Consider the following 17,421-nt stretch of genomic DNA (forward strand, 5'->3'; position numbering starts at 1 on the left):
TCATTTTGAATGAGATGGGAAGAGGATAAGGTCCTGATTTCAAGGTAGTTTGCACCTATCTTATTGAAGAGATTCAATACGGCATCAAGGAGCTGATGCATTTCTTCGCCGGATTCAATCAAGGGATCACAAAGGGTTGCAAAGGGAATACTGACGAGTCTCTTTCCGGTCAGCCAGCTTTTTACCGCAAAAACCGGCATGGCCGCCTTGATTTGCAGGGTCGTTTCATCCAGAAGAACGGGGTAGTATCCTTTCATATGGCTGAAACTTTTTTCCAGAACCTGTTTCCATCCTGAAAGATGACAGATCCATCCGTAGGGGTGGTTCTCCACGAAATGATCCCATCGGGTGTCCTCTTCAGGGTTAATAAATGCTATCGTTCCCAAAAACATCTCCGTTATCAGACAGGAAATATCCTGTCTTGGTTTCTGACCGCTCTGTTATTCGTTTAACCCATATGCCGGTAAAGAACATTCCCCAACTTTTTCAGCAGAAGGAGAGGCATTTTCTTGAAAATTTTATTGTGGAACCCCGTCACCTTTGAAGAAGTGCGGACAAAGGTCTGCCTTCCGAAATCGTAACGGTAATAACGAATCAGATGTTCGCTTGTTCCCCATCCGGACTTGAACTGCAGAAGACCCTGATTTTCCATCTCTGTCCTGCCGAAGCAAATACTTTCATATCCCTTTTCAGCATAAGCTTTTATTCCTTCCCACATGACGAGGTTGTTTGCCCGGAGCCATTGGTGCGTGTGGTCGGATGCACCGTATTTGTAAAGCGCTTTCCTGCCGAAGTGAAAAAAAACTGAGCCGGCGATGGGCTTTCCTCGATAAGATGCAAGGATGACGGATCCGAGGCCTTTCAGGAGGACATGCCTGTGGATGCTCTTGAAAAATTCATAGGGCTGCGGCGGCAGACCATGTTCTCTCCTCGTCAAACAATTGAGACGGTAAAACTCCTTTACGAAATCCGGGGAGGTGCCAATGTTAATCTCCACTCCTTCCCGCAGGGCCTTCTTGACGTTTCTCCTGGTGCTGCCTCGAAAACGAGAATAAATCCGATCCAATGTTCCGTTGAGATCCAGGGTATGGCCTATGTAAGTCAGCGAGGGTGGAGTGGATGGTAGAAACAGATTTGCCGCCCTCAGTTCCAGATACTTCCAGCGACGTTGCCGGCCATGCTCAAGCGCTCGATTTAAAAACACCTGGGGCTGAACAGCTCCATCAATGATGGGATTGCTGTAATCGGTGAAGGGCAAGGAAACCCCTTTGTTTCCCGTTAAAGAACTGTTTACCTCCATGACAGGCAGTAAGGCGCAAAGCCGTTCCGAAGAAAAGGACGCGAAATAGAGCGGCTTGTATCCATAGGATTCAACAAGCACCCTTGCCCAGGCTGCGGAATGGAAAAAAGAGGATGCCGGATTAGAAAGGATGAGATCGTCCCAGTGCGGATTGTCCAGCGGGTTAACAATCCGGATTTCCTCACTCATGACGACAGGTTAATGCCTTCTGCGAACTCTCGATCCCGGATCGGCCCTTGAGCACAGCTCCGCCCCCTGAGTTACAGAACCCGCTAAAAAAAACGTATAAATCGGAATCCTGCATGGATACGCCGGCAAACCCACATATTAAGGAATGGATTTACAATGAAATGATGAAAAAAGATACGCTACATTACCACAAGGATTAAAGAATATCCCTTATTTTTAAAGCATAAGGGATATTCCCGCAAACAGGCACAACAGTCTTTGTCAAGAGGTTTATTCCTGGGGAATCTGGGTCTTGAGCGTTGTGCAGACAAACTCGATCTGCTCTCTGGTCAGTTCCGGGTACATGGGGAGCGAGAGAAACTCCGAGGCGCATTGCTCTGCCATGGGGAAGCGGCCTGCCGGAATCGCCTGGGATTCATAAGCCTTCTGAAGGTGAAGCGGGATCGGATAGTGTATTCCACAGAAGATCTGGTGCTCCGCCAACTGGGGAATCAGTTTGTCGCGGTTTTTCACGCGGATGGCGTAGATGTGATAGACATGGCGGGCATAGTCCGCCTCCGTGGGGACAATGATGCCGGGCACCCCTTGGAGAAGCTCATCGTAGAAATGGGCATTCTGCCGCCGGGCGTTGTTCCAGTCTTCCAGGTGATTCAGCTTGACCGACAAGACGGCGCCCTGCAGACCATCCATGCGGGCGTTCCAGCCGATCATTTCATGTTCGTACTTGCGCGCCTGCCCATGATCCCGGAACATGCGCATCTTTTCCGCCAAAGCCTCGCTGTTGGTCACGACAGCGCCCGCTTCCCCATAAGCGCCCAGGTTTTTGCCGGGATAGAAGCTGAAGCAGCCGGCATCGCCGAGAGAGCCGGCCATCCTGCCCTTGTACTGGGAACCATGGGCCTGGCAGGCGTCTTCGATCACCAGAAGCCCGTGTCTGCGGGCGATTTCCAGGATGGGATCCATGTCCGCCGGCTGGCCGAAGAGGTGAACGGGGATGACCGCCTTGGTCCGTTCCGTAATGGCGCCTTCGAGCTTTTCCGGATCCATATTGCAGGTGCTTTCCACCACATCCACGAAGACGGGCTTGGCGCCGCAGAACGAAATGGCTTCCGCCGTGGCGATAAACGTGTCGGGAACGGTGATGACTTCATCGCCCGGACCGACCCCGGAGGCGATCAGCGCCATCCAGAGGGCGTCCGTGCCGCTTCCAGCGCCGACGGCATATTTGCACCCGCAGAACTTGGCAAAGGCCTCCTCGAAGCGGGCGACAAAGGGCCCGCCGGCGAAGGCGGTCTGATCCACGACGGCCTGCATGGCCGCATCGATTTCTTCCTTGATGCTTCTGTACTGCGCTTTCAAATCGAGAAAAGGAACCTGCATGAGAATATCTCCCTGTCTGTGAAAAGTCGACATACCGTCGATCAAATGTCCCTGATATACGCTGCCGGATTGCCGGCCACGATGGCGTTATCGGGAACGTCGCGGGTCACGACGCTGCCGGCTCCGATCAGGGCGTTCTCCCCGATGGTGACCCGGCTGAGGATCGTCGAGCCGGAACCGATGGACGCCCCCTTTTTCACCCGGGTGGGCTCCACCTGCCAGTCCGCCTCCGTCTGCAGACCGCCGTCCGCCGTTGTCGCCCGGGGATAGGTGTCATTGATGAATGCAACATTGTGGCCAACAAAGACCTCATCCTCGATGGTGACGCCCTCGCAGATGAAGGTGTGGCTGGAAATCTTGCAGTTCCTGCCGATGGTGGCGTTTTTCTGAATTTCCACAAAGGCGCCGATTTTTGTGTTGTCGCCGATGGTGCAGCCATAGGCGTTGATGAATTTCGATAACTTGACGTTCTCTCCCAGCCGGACGTCATCGGCGATGCACAGGTACTGGCTCATAGGTAAGTCATGGCTCCTTTATTCAGCAGGGAATGATTGGCGGCTTCCAGGATCTTGACGACCCGCATCCCCGCATGGCCGTCGTTGATGGGGGCGGTGTTGTGGGAGACGCAGTCCACAAAGTAGCTGGCCTCCAGCTTCAGCGCTTCCGTCACTTCCACCTTGGGCATCCACACATCCCCGGAGCGGTAGTTGATGAGAAGATTGTAAACGCCTTCACGGTTCTGCACGTCCGCTCCCTTGTCATAGATCTTGATCTTTTCGTCGGCCTCCAGGTCATTCCAGACCAGCATCTTTTTGTCTCCGCCGATGAGCATCGTTCTCACCTTGACGGGGGAAAGCCAGTTGACGTTGAAGTGGGCGATCATGTTGTTGGAAAAGTAGCATGAAACGTAGGCGACATCCTCCAATCCGTTGAAGTGGGATGTGCCGGTCGCCACAATCGCCTGGGGCGCATCCTGCACGAGATAGTCCATGATGGAAAGATCGTGGGGCGCAAGATCCCAGATCACGTTGATGTCATGCTGAAAGAGGCCCAGGTTGACCCGCATGGAATCGAAGTAGTACAGGTTGCCGAGCGTTCCCTCATCCATCAGTTCCTTGATCTTTCGGACGGCCCCGGTAAAGAGGAAGGTGTGATCCACCATGATGGTGAGGTTCTTCCGGGCCGCCAGTTCATTCAGCTCCGCCGCCTGGGCGGACGTGGAGGTGAAGGGCTTTTCGACGAAGACGTGTTTGCCCTCCTGGAGGGCCTTCCTGGCCAGTTCGTAGTGGGTGTAGACGGGGGTGACGACGGCGATGGCGTCGATGTCTCCCGCAGCAATGATTTCAGTACTTTCCGTGGTTGTTCTGATGTTCGGCCAGGCGGCGTTGACCTTCTTCAGGGCATTGGGGTTCATGTCGCAGACGGCCGCCACGCATGCCCCTTCGATCGAATTGAAATTCCGCACAATGTTGGGTCCCCAGTAACCATATCCGATAACGCCGATTCGAATCACGCAAAATCTCCTCTCCGCCTGCAGTTCCGGATGTCCATCCCGGGACTGCCGCCTGTTGTAGTTCCGGTTAAATGTTAATAGGCGCCTTTCCCTGCAATCATGACCCATGGCGTTTGAAGGAGAATCTTGAGGTCGAGCCAGAGAGACCACTCCCGGCTGTACTGAAGATCAAGCCGCACCATTTCGTCAAAACTGCAGGAACTGCGGCCTTTGACCTGCCAGAGACCGGTAATTCCGGGTTTGACTTCCATAATCCTGCGACGATGCCAGGACTGATAATGTTCCAGTTCGTAGGGGATCGGGGGCCTGGGGCCGATGAGGGACATTTCGCCCCGCAGGACGTTGAGAAACTGCGGGATTTCGTCCAGGCTCGTCTTCCTCAGGAAGTGCCCGATCGGCGTAACGCGGGGGTCGCTCTGAATCTTGTAGACCTGCTCCTGTTCCATGGAGGATGTATCGGAAGAGGCGGGATCCTTTTCAATGAGCGCCTTGATAAATTCCTGGTGGATGGTGGGGTCGTTGTCCACCCTCATGCTTCGGAATTTCAGGAAGACGAAGGGCTTTCCGTTCAGCCCCAGTCTCGTCTGGCGAAAGAATACGGGGCCCGGGGAGGTCTTCTTGATGAGGATGGGAAGAACGAAAAAGCACGGCAGAAAGAACAGCAGCCCACCGAGGCTCCCGACAATGTCAAAGACTCGCTTGATCATCAGGGAGAGGGATTTCCCGCCTTTTTCTCGTTTGGCCTCCGGGGAGAAATAGAGCTTGAAGGACGATTCCTGTTCGGGGTCAAAGTCCATGGGATAACATTGAAAGGAAATGTGAACCGCGCTTAATTCCGGTCCGAGGATCTCGGCCAGTTGCTTCCTGACCCGCGTCAGCAGCTTTTCCCGGATCTCAAAGCGCTTTTCCTTGTCGATTTCCGTGTAGATGACACCGATAACGGAGCAGGAGGCAAACCATCCCGCAATGTCCGTCTGACGGATGGGTGAGCAGACTCCCGCGATGAGCCTGCGCTCAAGATGTTCAAGGTCTTTGGCGCTCTTGGTCGATTCTTTTTTCAGGAGGGATTCCAGACCGATCTGCATGAGCAGGAAGGGCCGGCCCGTGCGGTCGGTGCGCTGCCTCTCCCGGAGCAGCTTTTCCTGAAAGACGGCTTCGCTGCAGAATTCTTCAGCCGGGGATGGCGGGGAGAAGAATCGGACGGAGCTTGAGGAGGAACGGTATTCTGATTTCTCTTCGGCTTCTGATATCTTTGTCATGATGATCCCCTGCCGGTGGCCGGAAAAAATGGATCAAGAAGCCGTTGACGTAACCGCAGGCATTGATCCAAGTTTAATGTGCCTGACAACTTTGTTCTGCGCCTTTCCTCTGTGCGATGAACACGTTATAGAAAAAACGGTTTAACTCGACAATAGGGGAAAACCCTGATTTGCCCCTTCCAAAAACCTGAATCGTTTCGTCCCCAGGCTACGGAAAGGTACGGTCACGGAGGTTGGAACATGGATAAATCGGATGAGAATCAGCGTTGCCACTGATATCTTTATACCATGCTTTGGCTTTGTCGTAAAGATTCCTGTCTCTCGTTGTTCAGGCAAAAAAATGTTGTACAATCCTGGGATCGTGGGGGAAGTTCGGTTAAGAATTCGGAATAATGCCCTGATATCTGTCAGCCCGCCTGCTGCTTGAGGACGGAAATCTCCGCCATCAGCGCCACCCTGCTTTCATTGCTTTCCTTCAGCATGTTCAGCAGCTGCAGCACCCGCTCATCCTGCTGCTCTTTCCGTTCGAAAAGGATTCCCAGGCGGGAGTTCATGTCGGCCACGAGGCTTTCAAGAAGCTGGAGGCGGCTCTCGATGGACGAAAACTGCTGCTCCATCCCCGGGGTCCGTCGTTCCCCGTACTCGGGCATCAAAGGCAGATCGGCCTCCTGTTCCGCGCCCTGCTCCGGGAAGATGCCTCCGATTTTCCTTTCCGCAATGACTTCGTCAATGACGATTTTGTCGATGGTGCGGAGTTCATCGGCAAAGCCGTAAACAAGGGCCGCATCGCACAGGATGTTGATCAGCCGGGGAATTCCCCGGGCATAGCGGTGGATGGCGTCAATGGCCTCCGCCGTGAAGAGCTCGGGATTCTCCGCACCGGCAATGGACAGGCGATGGCGGATATAGCTGGCTGCTTCATCGCGGTCGAGACCGCTCAAATGGCAGTAGACCGTCACGCGCTGAACAAACTGCTCCAGCCGCTTCTGCTGCAGCTTGTACTTCAGCTCCGGCTGGCCGACGAGGATCATCTGGATGAGGTGGTGCTTTTCCGATTCCAGGTTCGAAAGCATGCGGATCTCCTCCACGGTGTTGTCCGGCAGGTTCTGGGCTTCATCGATGATCAGGGTCACCCGCTTTCTGCGAGAGAACTGCTTCAGAAGAAACGAGTGAATGAGATCGAGAAGCTCCGCCTTGTCCCGGGAGTCCGTCGGCAGCTCGAATTCCTGGCAGACCATCTTGAGGAACTGGGTCGGGGAAACCAGGGTCTGGTTGATCACGCCCACCTGGATGTTCTGTTGGATCTTGTTCAGAAGCAGATTGATCAGAGTCGTCTTTCCGGAGCCGATTTCCCCCGTGATGACGACGAATCCTTTGCTTTCCACAATGGCGTATTCCAGGTGGGTGTAGGCGTCCTCATGGACTTTGCTCATGAAGAGATAGGAGGGGTCCGGAGTCAGGTTAAAGGGGTTTTCCTTCAATCCGTAGAATGATTCGTACATGGGCGTTTTTTTCCTTAATCTCTGAGTTTGTTCAGAAGGGTGCCGATAACGGGCCTGTCCTTGAGCAGTTCAAAGGCCCGCTTCAGATCGTTCCTGGTCGTTTTTTCCGCTTCCACCACAAGCAGGATGCCGTCGATAAACCGGGCAAGGACGAGGGGGTCGGCGAACTCCAGGAGGGAGCAACTGTCGAAGATAATGAAACGGTTCGAATAACGCTCCTTGAGCTCCATCACCAGGGATTCCATTTTCGGCGATCCCAGCAGCTCCGACGAGTTGGTCAGAGGCCTTCCGCCGGGCAGGATGACCAGTTTTTCGATGCCGGGTGAGACCAGTAGGGCGCTCAGGGGAATGTCTTTGCGGAGATAGTCGGAAAGTCCCTGGTTGGCTTCAAAGCCGAAATAGCTGTGCACGGAGGGCTTGCGGAGATCGGAATCCACCAGCAGGGTGGTGCGGTCCATCTCCTGGGAAATGCTGATGGCCAGGTTGATGGCCGTCAGCGTCTTTCCTTCACCGGGATTGGCGCTGGTGATCAGCAGGGCGTTTTTCCCTTCGTTGGCCATTTTGGACAGAATGTGGGTGCGGAGCATTTTGACCCGGTTGGCCGCCGAGCTGCCCTTGCAATCGGGGATGATGTGATTCTGGAGAAGGTGCTCAAAATCCGCGGAAACGGTGCGCGTGTGGAGGTAAACGGGCGCCTGCGCCTCCTCCCGCCTGTCCCTTCGCCGGCGGCCCTGGATGCTCTCCGCGTCTTCGGGGGCTTCCGGAGCACGGGTGAACCTGTCGAAGAAATCGCCCCGCATTTCCTTGGCCTTTTCCAGCGCTTTCTGTATCTTGCTCATGGCATACCCTGTTTCATCATGAAGTTTTCCTATCCTGTTTACGGCCCGTCTTTAAAACATCAGCAACAATTTCCTCTGCAGGCGAATCCAGAGAATGTCCAGCGGTATGAGGAAGAAATGGACCAGGACGAGCAGCACGACTCCGGCAACGGCGCAAGCCGCCAGGATCATCAGCATTTTCCGGTCCAGCTTCCAGCTTTTTTTCTCTTCAGCGTGGCTCATGAAAGGTATCACCGAGAGCACGGGAACACCGGCCAGCGAGTTCAGATCCGTCTCCGTCTTGACGGACCGGTCCAGGGACTCCTGGGCGGCGACCAGGGCGATCCCGGCAAACAGAGACAGGAAAAATCCGGCCAGGAGAATCTTGGGCCGGTCCGGCTTCGCCGGCTTTTCCGGGAAAGCGGCCGGTTCGATGATGGTGAATCGCTCCGCCTTCTGTGCTTCCTCCATCCCCTGGGCGACTTTGGCCTCCAGGAGTTTGTTCATGATGTCGTTGTATTTGTTCTTGGCGTTTTCGTAATCGCCCAGAAGGCCCTTGTATTCCGCTTCAATCATCGGGGCGCGGGTCAGCTTGCCCTGGTAGGCGCCCATCTGGCCCCGGATCTGGGCCGCCTGCTGCTGAAGGGAGCGGATATCCAGCGCCGCCGTTTCAAGCTGGGTTTTCAGGGAGGTGTAGGCCGGATTGATGTTCGACCTTCCCGTCGGCTGGGTTCCCCTGCCTCCCGCCTTGTGCCCCTCGGCGAGCCGCTTCTCCAACTCCCGGATTTCCCTCTTCAGGCGGATGATGTCCGGGTGCCTGTCGCTCAGGGTCGTCTGGCGATTGATCAACTCGCTGCGCAGGGCCTCCAGCCGGACCGCGGGGCTCTGTTCCACGTCTCCCATCCCCTTGTCGGTAATGTACTGATCCACCGTCGCCAGTTGGCTCTCCAGGTAGACCTTTCTTTCCTGGGCAATGCGGATCTGGGCGTTGGCCTGGTCAAGGTCGCGGCGGAGCTGGTCAAGGGCCTGCATGTTGCTCACTCCGTGTTCCGGCAGCTCTCCCATATGGGCGCTTTTCATGGCGCTGATCTGGTTGGCATAGCCGTCCATCTGCTTCTTGAGCTCAAGGAGCTGGGAATTGAGGAATTCCGCCGTTCCCGCGGCCCGCTCTTCCCGCTTCTTGAAATTCTCCTCCAGGTAAAGAGAGGACAGGACATTGGCGATCTTCTGCACCGTGGCCGGATCTTTTCCACTGTAAGAGAGGGTGAAGGCGACCGTCGTTTCCTTTCCCGACGGGCGCCTGCTTTTGCCGAAATCGCTCGTGCTGATCGTTTCCAGGGCAATGTCGTCCCTCATGTTGGCGATCACTTCCTCCATGGCGAAGATGTTGCGCATTTCCGGATAGAGGTTGAAGCGGTTGATGATTTCGATAAGCCTGGCGCGGCTGAGGATCTGCTGGGTAATGGTTGAAAGGCGCTCCTCCGCGTAGCTCGTGACCGATGTCCGGACATACTCCTGGGGAATCTGCTGCGTTTCAATGAGGATCGTGGATTTGGAGACATAAACGGGGGGCAGGACAAAGGCCGTAAGAATCCCCAGAGGCAGAAGGGATAAAAACGTGACCAGGAACATTTTTCCCCGTTTCCTCAGCAGTCGCCTGACCAACTGCCTGAGTTCATGGAAATCCATCTGCTTTTGCGGCTGCATGGCCACTCGCCCCTGTTCCATAATCGTGATGCTCTCCGTTTGCTGTCGTCCTGTAAAACGACATCCCCTTACCAGGTGTAGGGGAAATTAAAGGTCAGAAGGATCCAGAACCGGTTGCGATCGATGGTCCTGTAGCGATCCAGGGTTTTGTCGTAGTCGTTGGCATAGGTGTACCCGACATCCAGCCGGTAATCCTTGGTGAAGGTGTAATAGAGGCTCGGTGAAATCGAATAGTATCGGGAATCTTCCTCGGAGGCCTCATATTTCGTATCGTCCGATTTGGTGAACGACAGCGCACCGCTCACAGCCGCACCGAATTTTTCGGTGATTTTTCTGCTGGCGTTGGCATAAAAGCGGTCGACGTTGATCGGTTCGCCCTCGCTCGTGAAATTCATATCTCTCGAATAGCCGACGGTGGCGGAGGCCGTTTCCCAGGATTTTGTCGCGGAGATGTTGGCTGTCCAGTTCCAGTTGGTGTCCGTTTCTTCCCTCAGGCGGTATCTCGACTTGTGGTATTGTGCGTCGGAGTACCGGGCTCCCGCCGAAGCGTTGATCGTCAGGGTTTCCCGGAAACGGTAGGAAACTCCCAGGGAGAGCCCGTAGTTATCCACGGTGCTGTTGTCCGAGTCGTAGTGGGTGTAGAGGGGGGAGAGCGACAGGATGTAGCGGCGGTCATAAAAGGCGCGGCTGTACGTCAGGCTCACGGAATCGCTGGTGGTGTCTTCATCGTCCTCAGAGGTGTAATCGGTCTGGGAGTGGGAGTAATTCAAGCCCAGGTCCGAAACCTCGCTCAAGGTGTAGGAGAGGCCCGCGCCGCCGGAATAGCGGTGCACGTCGGATTTTCTCGTGACCAGGCCGGTTTCCTCGAAATACGTATCCTTGGTGGTGTCCCGGCTGTAGCCGGCGTTGGCCCGGACGCTCAGCTTTTCCAGGAGCCGGTGCGAGAGGTTCAGCCCGTAATACTGGTTGGTGACATCTTCATCGCTGTAATCCGCATACCTCAGCACGTTCAGCTTTGCCGTGGCCCCCAGGTAGGTCCGCTCCGTTTTGTAGTCCAGCCGGAGTCCAGGACTGACCGTGAAGACGAAATCGTCCCGCTTCCGATCGTTGTGCTCGAAATCGATGTTGTCATCGTACTCGGTTCGAAGCCCGACCGACGGCGTGAGCGTGATTTCCGCCGCCTGGGACGACGGAAGAAAAAAAGGGCACAAGAGCAGCAACAGGGAAAAAACAACGTACGGCAGCCGCTTGTTTTCGTTCATGAAGTCCGTCCTTTCCGGGGAATTGTCATGGAAATTTTCATTCAATCAGGGGACCACGACCACATCGCCGCGCTTGAGGAAAATATTCTGCTGGAGATTTTCCTTTCTTGACTTCATTGTAATCGAAGGGGATTTTTATATCCTTGCCGTTTTCCTTCCGCAGGATGAGGATTCTGCCCCCGGCGGCAAAGGGGTTGAGGTCGCCGGCCATCGCCAGGATCTGCATGACATCGGTTTCCTGCGTGATGGGAAACTGGCCGGGCTTGTTGACCTTGCCCACAACGGAGGCCGTCATGCTGGGGGTTCGCAGCAGGATGACCGTGACGTTGGCGTCAGGGACATAGGAGGAGATTTTCTTCGTCACGATGTCGCGAAGTTCCGCAACGGTGAGATCGGAAACCTTCACCTCCTGGATGAGGGGGAAGGTAATGACGCCGTCGGGCGGGACGACGATCTCCCGGGTCAGGCTCTGATCCTTCCACACGGAAATCTCCAGCGCATCGCCGGCGCCGATTCGGTATGAGCTGCTCTGTGCGCTCTGTGCGAAGGCTTCCCCAAGCGTCACGGCAAGCAGGAGGCACAGAAGACAAAGGATGACGGGTGTTCCGATTCTTTTCATTTTTCCCTCCACAAAAATCGATCTATTGGGGTCGGCGGACTTCGCAGGATACCATAAGCGAACATCCGCAGATCATCCATCAGGAAAACCCTGATTTGTCCCCTCCAAAACCCTTATTTTTTGCTTTTCTCCCCGAGCGGGGCGTTTGCCCAGGCGCGGGAAGAGATTCCCGGCGCCTCTTTAAGGGGCCAGTTTTTTCAAGGCCTCCCTGGCTTCCCTGTCCCCGGGGAACGGCTCGCGGCTTGCCGCTGCAACGTTCAGGTACGAGCGGGCTTCGGCGGTGTTTCCCAGGGCGAGATAAACCATGCCCAGGTGGTAGCTGATCGCGGGATTCCGGAGCGTCTGCGCATCCAGCCCTGCCAGCAGCTCTCTGGCCTGGGCGTAGCGCCCCTGCCGGTATGCGATCCAGGCCGCCGTATCCGCGAAGTGATAATTCTTTCCGTAGGTTTTCATGAAGGGGGCCAGGAGCTTGTCCGCCCGGTTCAGGTTGGCCGGTGTCGGCGCGTACTCGGCCAGATGGAACGCCAGATTGTTGACGAGCAGGGGAGAGTTGGGGTAACGGGACACCATCTCTTCATGAATGACCCGGGCCTTGGAGATTTCTCCCCGCCCCTCCAGGATACGGGTGATGCCGATCGCCGCTCCGGCGTTGTGCGGGTAGAACCCGCGGATCTTTTCATAATAGGCCAGTGCCTGCTCCGGCCGCTTCCGGGATTCCTCCAGCAGGGCGAGCCCGAAGAGGGCGCTTTCGGACTTGGGTTGCAGGTTGAGAATGGTCTTGTAGGTGTCTTCAGCCAGTTTATCCTCCTTGTTCAGCGAGTGAACCCGGGCAAGCCTGAGGAGGACGGGAATCGAATTGGGCGACGACTTGAGGACGGAGCGGTATTCGGCGATGGCGGTGACGTAATCCTTTCTGTCCGCCAGGATGTCGCCTTTCATGACATGGGCTGCCTCATCCTGGGGGTTTTCCTTGATGACTTCCTCCACCAGCTTCTCGGCCCTTTCCTTGTTCCCTGAGGGATAAAGAATGCCGGCCAGCAGGAGTTTGGCCTTGAGGGCGGCGGGAGCGCTCCCCGCCTTGTCCAGGTACTGTTCGAGCAGGGCGATGGACTGTTTCGAGTTGTTGACCGTCAGGTAATACCGGGCCAGGATGTCATAGGGCGCCAGCTCCTTGGGAAAATCCTGGATGGCCTTCTGAAGGACGGCCACCATGGAATCGTACTGTTTCCCCGCCGCGTAGAACTGGGCGAGCTGGATCCGGGGGTTCAGCTTGTCGGGATGGCCCTTGACCAGGTCCAGCAGGATGGTTTCGGCCGCCGAGGGCCGCCCTGTCCGCTGATAGAAGCTCGCCAGGAGAAGCTTCGGGTCATCGGCTGCCGGATCGAGGGCTGCCAGCGCCTTGTATTCGTTCTCCGCTTCCGGCCAGGCCTTCTGCCTTTCCAGCATTGCAATGAGCATGAGCCGGGCTTTTTTGCTCTGCGGGTTCTGGGCAATGAGATTTTTCAGGATCGCCTGCGCATCGGCGCCAAGGTTCTGCCGGTTCTTCAGGCCCGCCAGCAGCAGGTAGGGCTCTTCTTTCTTCGGGTTGCGGGCGATCAGGGATTTCAGGATGGACTCGCCTTCTTCGGTCTTCGAATCCGCCAGGAGGCAGAGGACTTTGAGCATCAGGGCTTCTTCATGCTCCGGTATCTTTGCCAGGACAAGATCCGCCTTTTCATGCGCCTCGGCTTTCTTCCCCGCCGCGAACAGGAGGCTTCCCAGGGTGACCTGCGACTCCCAGAGCTGCGGGTTCAGCTCCACGGCGCGATTGAGAGAGGCGTAAGCCGGCTGAAAGCGCTTCAGCCGGAAATTGGAAAGGCCGATCATCTGGTGGGCCAGGGCAAAGCGGGGATCGATCTTGACGGCATTCTGATAATTGATGATCGCCTTGGCGTATTCCCCCTTTTTGTAAAGCTCCTCCCCGTTCTTGAAAAATTTGGCCTTCCGCTCTTCAGGACTGCCGCAGGCCGAAAGACAAACGCACAGGAACATCATCACGAGAACAGCTGTACCGATTCGTTTCGCCTTCATCATGGTCCTCTCTACATTGTCCTTTCCCATAATTTTTTTAAGAGCCGCCGAATCATCCTTCATTTATGAAAACATCATGAATTGCCCGGTGCTGATGAGACAAGCAATCTCTGAGCCGACATCTTTTAACAATTGCGGGATTATAACTTTTCCGGGAATTTTGTAAAGGGCATTTCTTGAAAGCGGTTTTTCTCACAGCCCCAGGTAGGCCTGGCGGACAGCTTCGTTGTGGAGAAGCGTGTCCGCCGTCCCCTCCATGAGGATCTCACCGTTTTCCAGGACGTAGCCCCGGTGGGCCACCTGGAGGGCCATGTGGGCGTTCTGCTCCACGAGAAAGATGGTCGTCTCGTTTTCCGAGTTGATCTTGCGGATGATCTGGAAGATCAGGCGGACGACCAGGGGTGCGAGGCCCAGGGAGGGCTCGTCGAGGAGAAGGAGTTTGGGCCGGGCCATGAGCGCCCGGGAAAGCGCCAGCATCTGCTGTTCGCCGCCGCTGAGGGTTCCGCCGGGCTGGTGGCGGCGCTCGGCGAGGATCGGGAAGAGGTCGAAGACGTAGTCCAGGTCGTTGCGGATCGCCAGCCTGTCCCGCCGCAGAAAGGCCCCCATGTCGAGATTTTCGGCGACGGTCAGCGACGGGAAGATGTGTCTCCCTTCCGGGACCTGGCAGATTCCCAGGGCCACGATGGCATCGGGCGCCCGGTCATGGATGGGCTTTCCCTCGAAGAGGATCTCGCCCCTCCGGGGCGGAACCAGCCCTGAGATCGTCATGAGGGTCGTGCTTTTCCCGGCGCCGTTGGCCCCGATCAGGGTGATGATCTCTCCCGGGCGGACCGAAATGTCGATCCCTTTGAGGGCCTGGATGTTTCCGTACCAGGTTTCAACCTGCCTCAATTCGAGCATGTTCAGATGTCCTCTCCCAGGTAGGCCTTGATGACGACGGGATTTTCCCGGATTTCCCGCGGTGTGCCCTCGGCGATCTTCTGCCCGTAATCCAGGACGGTGACCCGGTCGCAGAGGCTCATGACCAGCTTCATGTCATGTTCGATCAGGAGGATGGAGATGTGCTCCTCATCCCGGATGCGCCGAATCAGGCTCTCAAGCTCACGGGTTTCCTGGGGATTCATTCCGGCAGCCGGCTCGTCCAGGAGCAGAAGAAAGGGATCCGTCGCCAGGGCCCGGGCAATCTCGAGGCGCCGCTGCGCCCCGTAGGGAAGGTTCTTGGCCGGCAGATTGACCGCGTCAGCCAGTCCCATCTTTTCCAGGATGGCATAGCTGCGGCGGGCGATGTCCTTCTCCTCCCGGCGGGTTTTCGGTCCGCGGAGAACGGCTCCCAGGATGCCTGCGGAACTGCGGCAGTGGCGGCCCAGCATGACATTTTCCAGGACCGTCATGTTCGAGAAGAGGCGGATGTTCTGGAAGGTGCGCGCCAGCCCCCTTTTCGTGACGTCATGGACCTTCAGCCCGGATATCCGCTCCTTCTTCCCGCCGGGCGGGGAAATAAAGATGTCTCCTCCCGTTGGCCGGTACAGCCCGGTGATGCAGTTGAAGAAAGTCGTCTTGCCGGCGCCGTTGGGGCCGATGAGGGCGACGATGTCTCCCTCCTTCACCTGAAGGGAAGCGCCGTTGAGCGCCCGCAGACCGCCGAAGTCCATGGTCAGTTTCTGGACGTCCAGGGCGGGGGAGGCTTCCGTTACGGTCACGGCTCATCCCTCCTGTATTGATAGGACCGCCGGATGGCGGGAACCATGCCCTGGGGGCGGAAGACCATCATCAGGACCATGGTGGCTCCGAAGAGGAGCATCCGGTAATCCTGGAAAACCCGCAGGTATTCCGGAAGAAGCATCAGCAGCAGGGCCCCGAGGATCACGCCGGGGATGGAGCCCATCCCCCCCAGCACGACGATGGACAGAATCATGGCCGATTCGAGGAAGGTGAAGCTCGCCGGGTTGATGAAGGTCGTCTTGGCGGCCAGGACCACCCCGGCCATGCCCGCCCAGGTGGCCCCCAGGGCGAAGGCGGTCAGCTTGGCCATGGTCTTGTCAACGCCCATGGCCTCGCAGGCCAGTTCATCCTCCCTCAGGGCGATCCAGGCGCGGCCGATGCGCGAATCCTGGAGGCGGTTGACTACAAGGATGGTGAGGAGGCACAGGGCGATCATGAGATAGTAGGTATAGGACGTAGCCTGCTGGAGGTTGAGTTCGACCCCTAACAGCCCCGGACGGGGGATGTTGGAAATGCCGCTGGGGCCGAAGGAGAAGTCGTTCCAGTTTTCAAGGACCAGGCGGATGATCTCGCCGAATCCCAGGGTGACGATGGCCAGGTAATCGCCGCGGAGCCGCAGGACGGGGAATCCCAGGAGAATTCCGAAGAGGGCGGCGAGCAGGGCGCCGATGGGCAGGGCCGCCCAGAAGCCCAGCCCGAAATGGACATTCAGGAGGGCGTAGGCATAGGCGCCCACGGCGGCGAAGGCGATGTAGCCCAGATTGAGGAGTCCCGCAAGCCCCACCACGATGTTCAGGCCCAGCCCGAGGACGATATAGAGCAGGGCCGTCGTCAGAATGCTGGTCTGATAACTGGGAAAAAGAAAGGGGAAGGCCAGGGCGAAGACTCCGCAGGCCGCCAGAAGAGGGTACCGGACCCGGCGATCGTCCAGGATCCTGCGGTACAGGGAACGCATCGGTGAGCCTCCCCCTTCGCCGGGCCCGCGGGCCGAGGCCTGGCGGGCCAGCAGGTACTGCCACAGAAGGGACAGCACGAAGCTGCCGATCCCCACGTAGATCATGTTTTTCCAGCGCCATTCCACGAGATGTTCGATCGTGTTCACCCGGATGACGAGGAGAGGAAAGGTGAGAAACAGGAACCAGAGGGAGGTGAGAGCCGCTTTTTTCAGCATGGCTACACCTTTCCGGTAGGGGTCCGGCCCAGGAGCCCCGCCGGGCGGAAGATCAGGACGAGCACCAGCAGCAGAAAAGCGAAGACGTCCTCGTAATCGCTGGAAACGTAGCCGGTGGCGAAGCTCTCCGTCCAGCCCAGGAGCAGGCCGCCGAGGACGGCGCCCGGAATGCTCCCGATGCCGCCAAGCACGGCTGCCGTAAAGGCCTTGATGCCGGCGAGAAAGCCGATGTAGAAATTGATTCGGCCGATGTGGGAGGCGATGAGCACCCCTCCCAGGGCGGCCAGGGCGGAACCCAGGATGAAGGTGTTTGAAATCACCCGGTTGACGTTGACGCCGGTGAGCATGGCCATGGTGCGGTCCTGGGCGGTGGCGCGCATCGCCTTGCCCATGCGGGTGAACTTGATCAGGACGGTTAGAAGAACCATGACAACGGCCGTGGTGGCTATGATGAAGAGCTCCGTCGAGCCGATGACGGCGGCGTGGGGAGCCAGGAAGTCGAACTGCGGCAGCAGATTGGGGAAGGGAAGAAAATCGGAGGTCTGGGCGAGGAGAACATAATTCTGAAGAAAGATGGACATCCCGATGGCGCTGATCAGGGGGGAAAGGCGCGGCGCCTGGCGCAGGGGTTTGTAGGCGATCTTCTCCACGGTAAACCCGTAGGCTGAGGCATACACCACGGCGAAAACCGCCGCAAGGACCAGAACGGACACCCCCGAGAAGCCGCTCAGGGTCAGGACGCTCGCGACGATCAGGGCGGTGAAGGCCCCGATCATGTAAATCTCGCCGTGGGCGAAATTGATCAGTTCAATGATGCCGTACACCATGGTGTAGCCGAGGGCGATGAGGGCATAGATGCTGCCCCGTGTCAATCCCCCGACGAAAAGCTCCAGAAAATACTCCATCCTG

The 17,421-nt window shown here is 57.0% G+C and carries 15 protein-coding genes and 1 pseudogene; all 16 read right to left on the minus strand.

The genetic code is table 11. The features are described from left to right. A pseudogene (locus tag AB3175_RS09845) lies at positions 1 to 386 on the minus strand (methicillin resistance protein); the annotation flags it as partial. A 62-nt stretch (positions 387 to 448) separates the two neighbouring features. Next, the gene (locus AB3175_RS09850) at positions 449 to 1,489 is read right to left on the minus strand and encodes a lipid II:glycine glycyltransferase FemX (protein ID WP_367360767.1); all 1,041 of its coding nucleotides are present in this window, start codon (positions 1,487 to 1,489) and stop codon (positions 449 to 451) included. Positions 1,490 to 1,759: 270 nt separating this feature from the next. Further along, positions 1,760 to 2,869 (minus strand): DegT/DnrJ/EryC1/StrS family aminotransferase, encoded by a 1,110-nt coding sequence (locus AB3175_RS09855; RefSeq protein WP_367360768.1) that lies wholly within the window; start codon positions 2,867 to 2,869, stop codon positions 1,760 to 1,762. Positions 2,870 to 2,910: 41 nt separating this feature from the next. Then, positions 2,911 to 3,384 carry an acyltransferase gene (locus AB3175_RS09860; protein ID WP_367360769.1) on the minus strand — a complete coding sequence of 158 codons (474 nt, stop codon included), beginning with the start codon at positions 3,382 to 3,384 and terminating at the stop codon, positions 2,911 to 2,913. Then, the gene (locus AB3175_RS09865; protein ID WP_367360770.1) at positions 3,381 to 4,382 is read right to left on the minus strand and encodes a Gfo/Idh/MocA family protein; all 1,002 of its coding nucleotides are present in this window, start codon (positions 4,380 to 4,382) and stop codon (positions 3,381 to 3,383) included. The genes AB3175_RS09860 and AB3175_RS09865 overlap by 4 nt, the downstream gene beginning before the upstream one ends. Before the next feature lie 74 nt (positions 4,383 to 4,456). Next, positions 4,457 to 5,641, minus strand: a complete 1,185-nt coding sequence (locus tag AB3175_RS09870; protein ID WP_367360771.1) for a sugar transferase — start codon at positions 5,639 to 5,641, stop codon at positions 4,457 to 4,459. A gap of 407 nt (positions 5,642 to 6,048) precedes the next feature. Then, complete coding sequence (locus tag AB3175_RS09875) at positions 6,049 to 7,143, minus strand: ExeA family protein (protein WP_367360772.1); 1,095 nt, start codon at positions 7,141 to 7,143, stop codon at positions 6,049 to 6,051. Between the two features lie 14 nt (positions 7,144 to 7,157). Beyond that, positions 7,158 to 7,982, minus strand: coding sequence for a polysaccharide biosynthesis tyrosine autokinase (locus tag AB3175_RS09880; protein WP_367360773.1), 825 nt, complete (start codon positions 7,980 to 7,982; stop codon positions 7,158 to 7,160). Between the two features lie 51 nt (positions 7,983 to 8,033). Further along, positions 8,034 to 9,689, minus strand: coding sequence for an XrtA system polysaccharide chain length determinant (locus AB3175_RS09885; protein ID WP_367360774.1), 1,656 nt, complete (start codon positions 9,687 to 9,689; stop codon positions 8,034 to 8,036). A gap of 47 nt (positions 9,690 to 9,736) precedes the next feature. Continuing rightward, the gene (locus AB3175_RS09890; RefSeq protein WP_367360775.1) at positions 9,737 to 10,930 is read right to left on the minus strand and encodes an outer membrane beta-barrel protein; all 1,194 of its coding nucleotides are present in this window, start codon (positions 10,928 to 10,930) and stop codon (positions 9,737 to 9,739) included. Positions 10,931 to 10,967: 37 nt separating this feature from the next. Further along, the gene (locus tag AB3175_RS09895; RefSeq protein WP_367360776.1) at positions 10,968 to 11,549 is read right to left on the minus strand and encodes a polysaccharide biosynthesis/export family protein; all 582 of its coding nucleotides are present in this window, start codon (positions 11,547 to 11,549) and stop codon (positions 10,968 to 10,970) included. A 180-nt stretch (positions 11,550 to 11,729) separates the two neighbouring features. Next, positions 11,730 to 13,682, minus strand: coding sequence for a tetratricopeptide repeat protein (locus AB3175_RS09900; protein WP_367360777.1), 1,953 nt, complete (start codon positions 13,680 to 13,682; stop codon positions 11,730 to 11,732). Positions 13,683 to 13,811: 129 nt separating this feature from the next. Then, a complete protein-coding gene (locus AB3175_RS09905; RefSeq protein ID WP_367360778.1) occupies positions 13,812 to 14,519 on the minus strand; it encodes an ABC transporter ATP-binding protein in 708 nt (235 codons plus the stop codon). A 2-nt stretch (positions 14,520 to 14,521) separates the two neighbouring features. Then, a complete protein-coding gene (locus tag AB3175_RS09910; RefSeq protein ID WP_367360870.1) occupies positions 14,522 to 15,271 on the minus strand; it encodes an ABC transporter ATP-binding protein in 750 nt (249 codons plus the stop codon). Between the two features lie 44 nt (positions 15,272 to 15,315). Further along, positions 15,316 to 16,512, minus strand: a complete 1,197-nt coding sequence (gene livM, locus AB3175_RS09915) for a high-affinity branched-chain amino acid ABC transporter permease LivM (RefSeq protein WP_367360779.1) — start codon at positions 16,510 to 16,512, stop codon at positions 15,316 to 15,318. Positions 16,513 to 16,514: 2 nt separating this feature from the next. Next, the gene (locus AB3175_RS09920) at positions 16,515 to 17,417 is read right to left on the minus strand and encodes a branched-chain amino acid ABC transporter permease (protein WP_367360780.1); all 903 of its coding nucleotides are present in this window, start codon (positions 17,415 to 17,417) and stop codon (positions 16,515 to 16,517) included. Positions 17,418 to 17,421: the final 4 nt, after the last annotated feature.

The sequence above is a fragment of the Syntrophus sp. (in: bacteria) genome (genome assembly GCF_040768185.1).
GTDB lineage: Bacteria > Desulfobacterota > Syntrophia > Syntrophales > Syntrophaceae > Syntrophus > Syntrophus buswellii.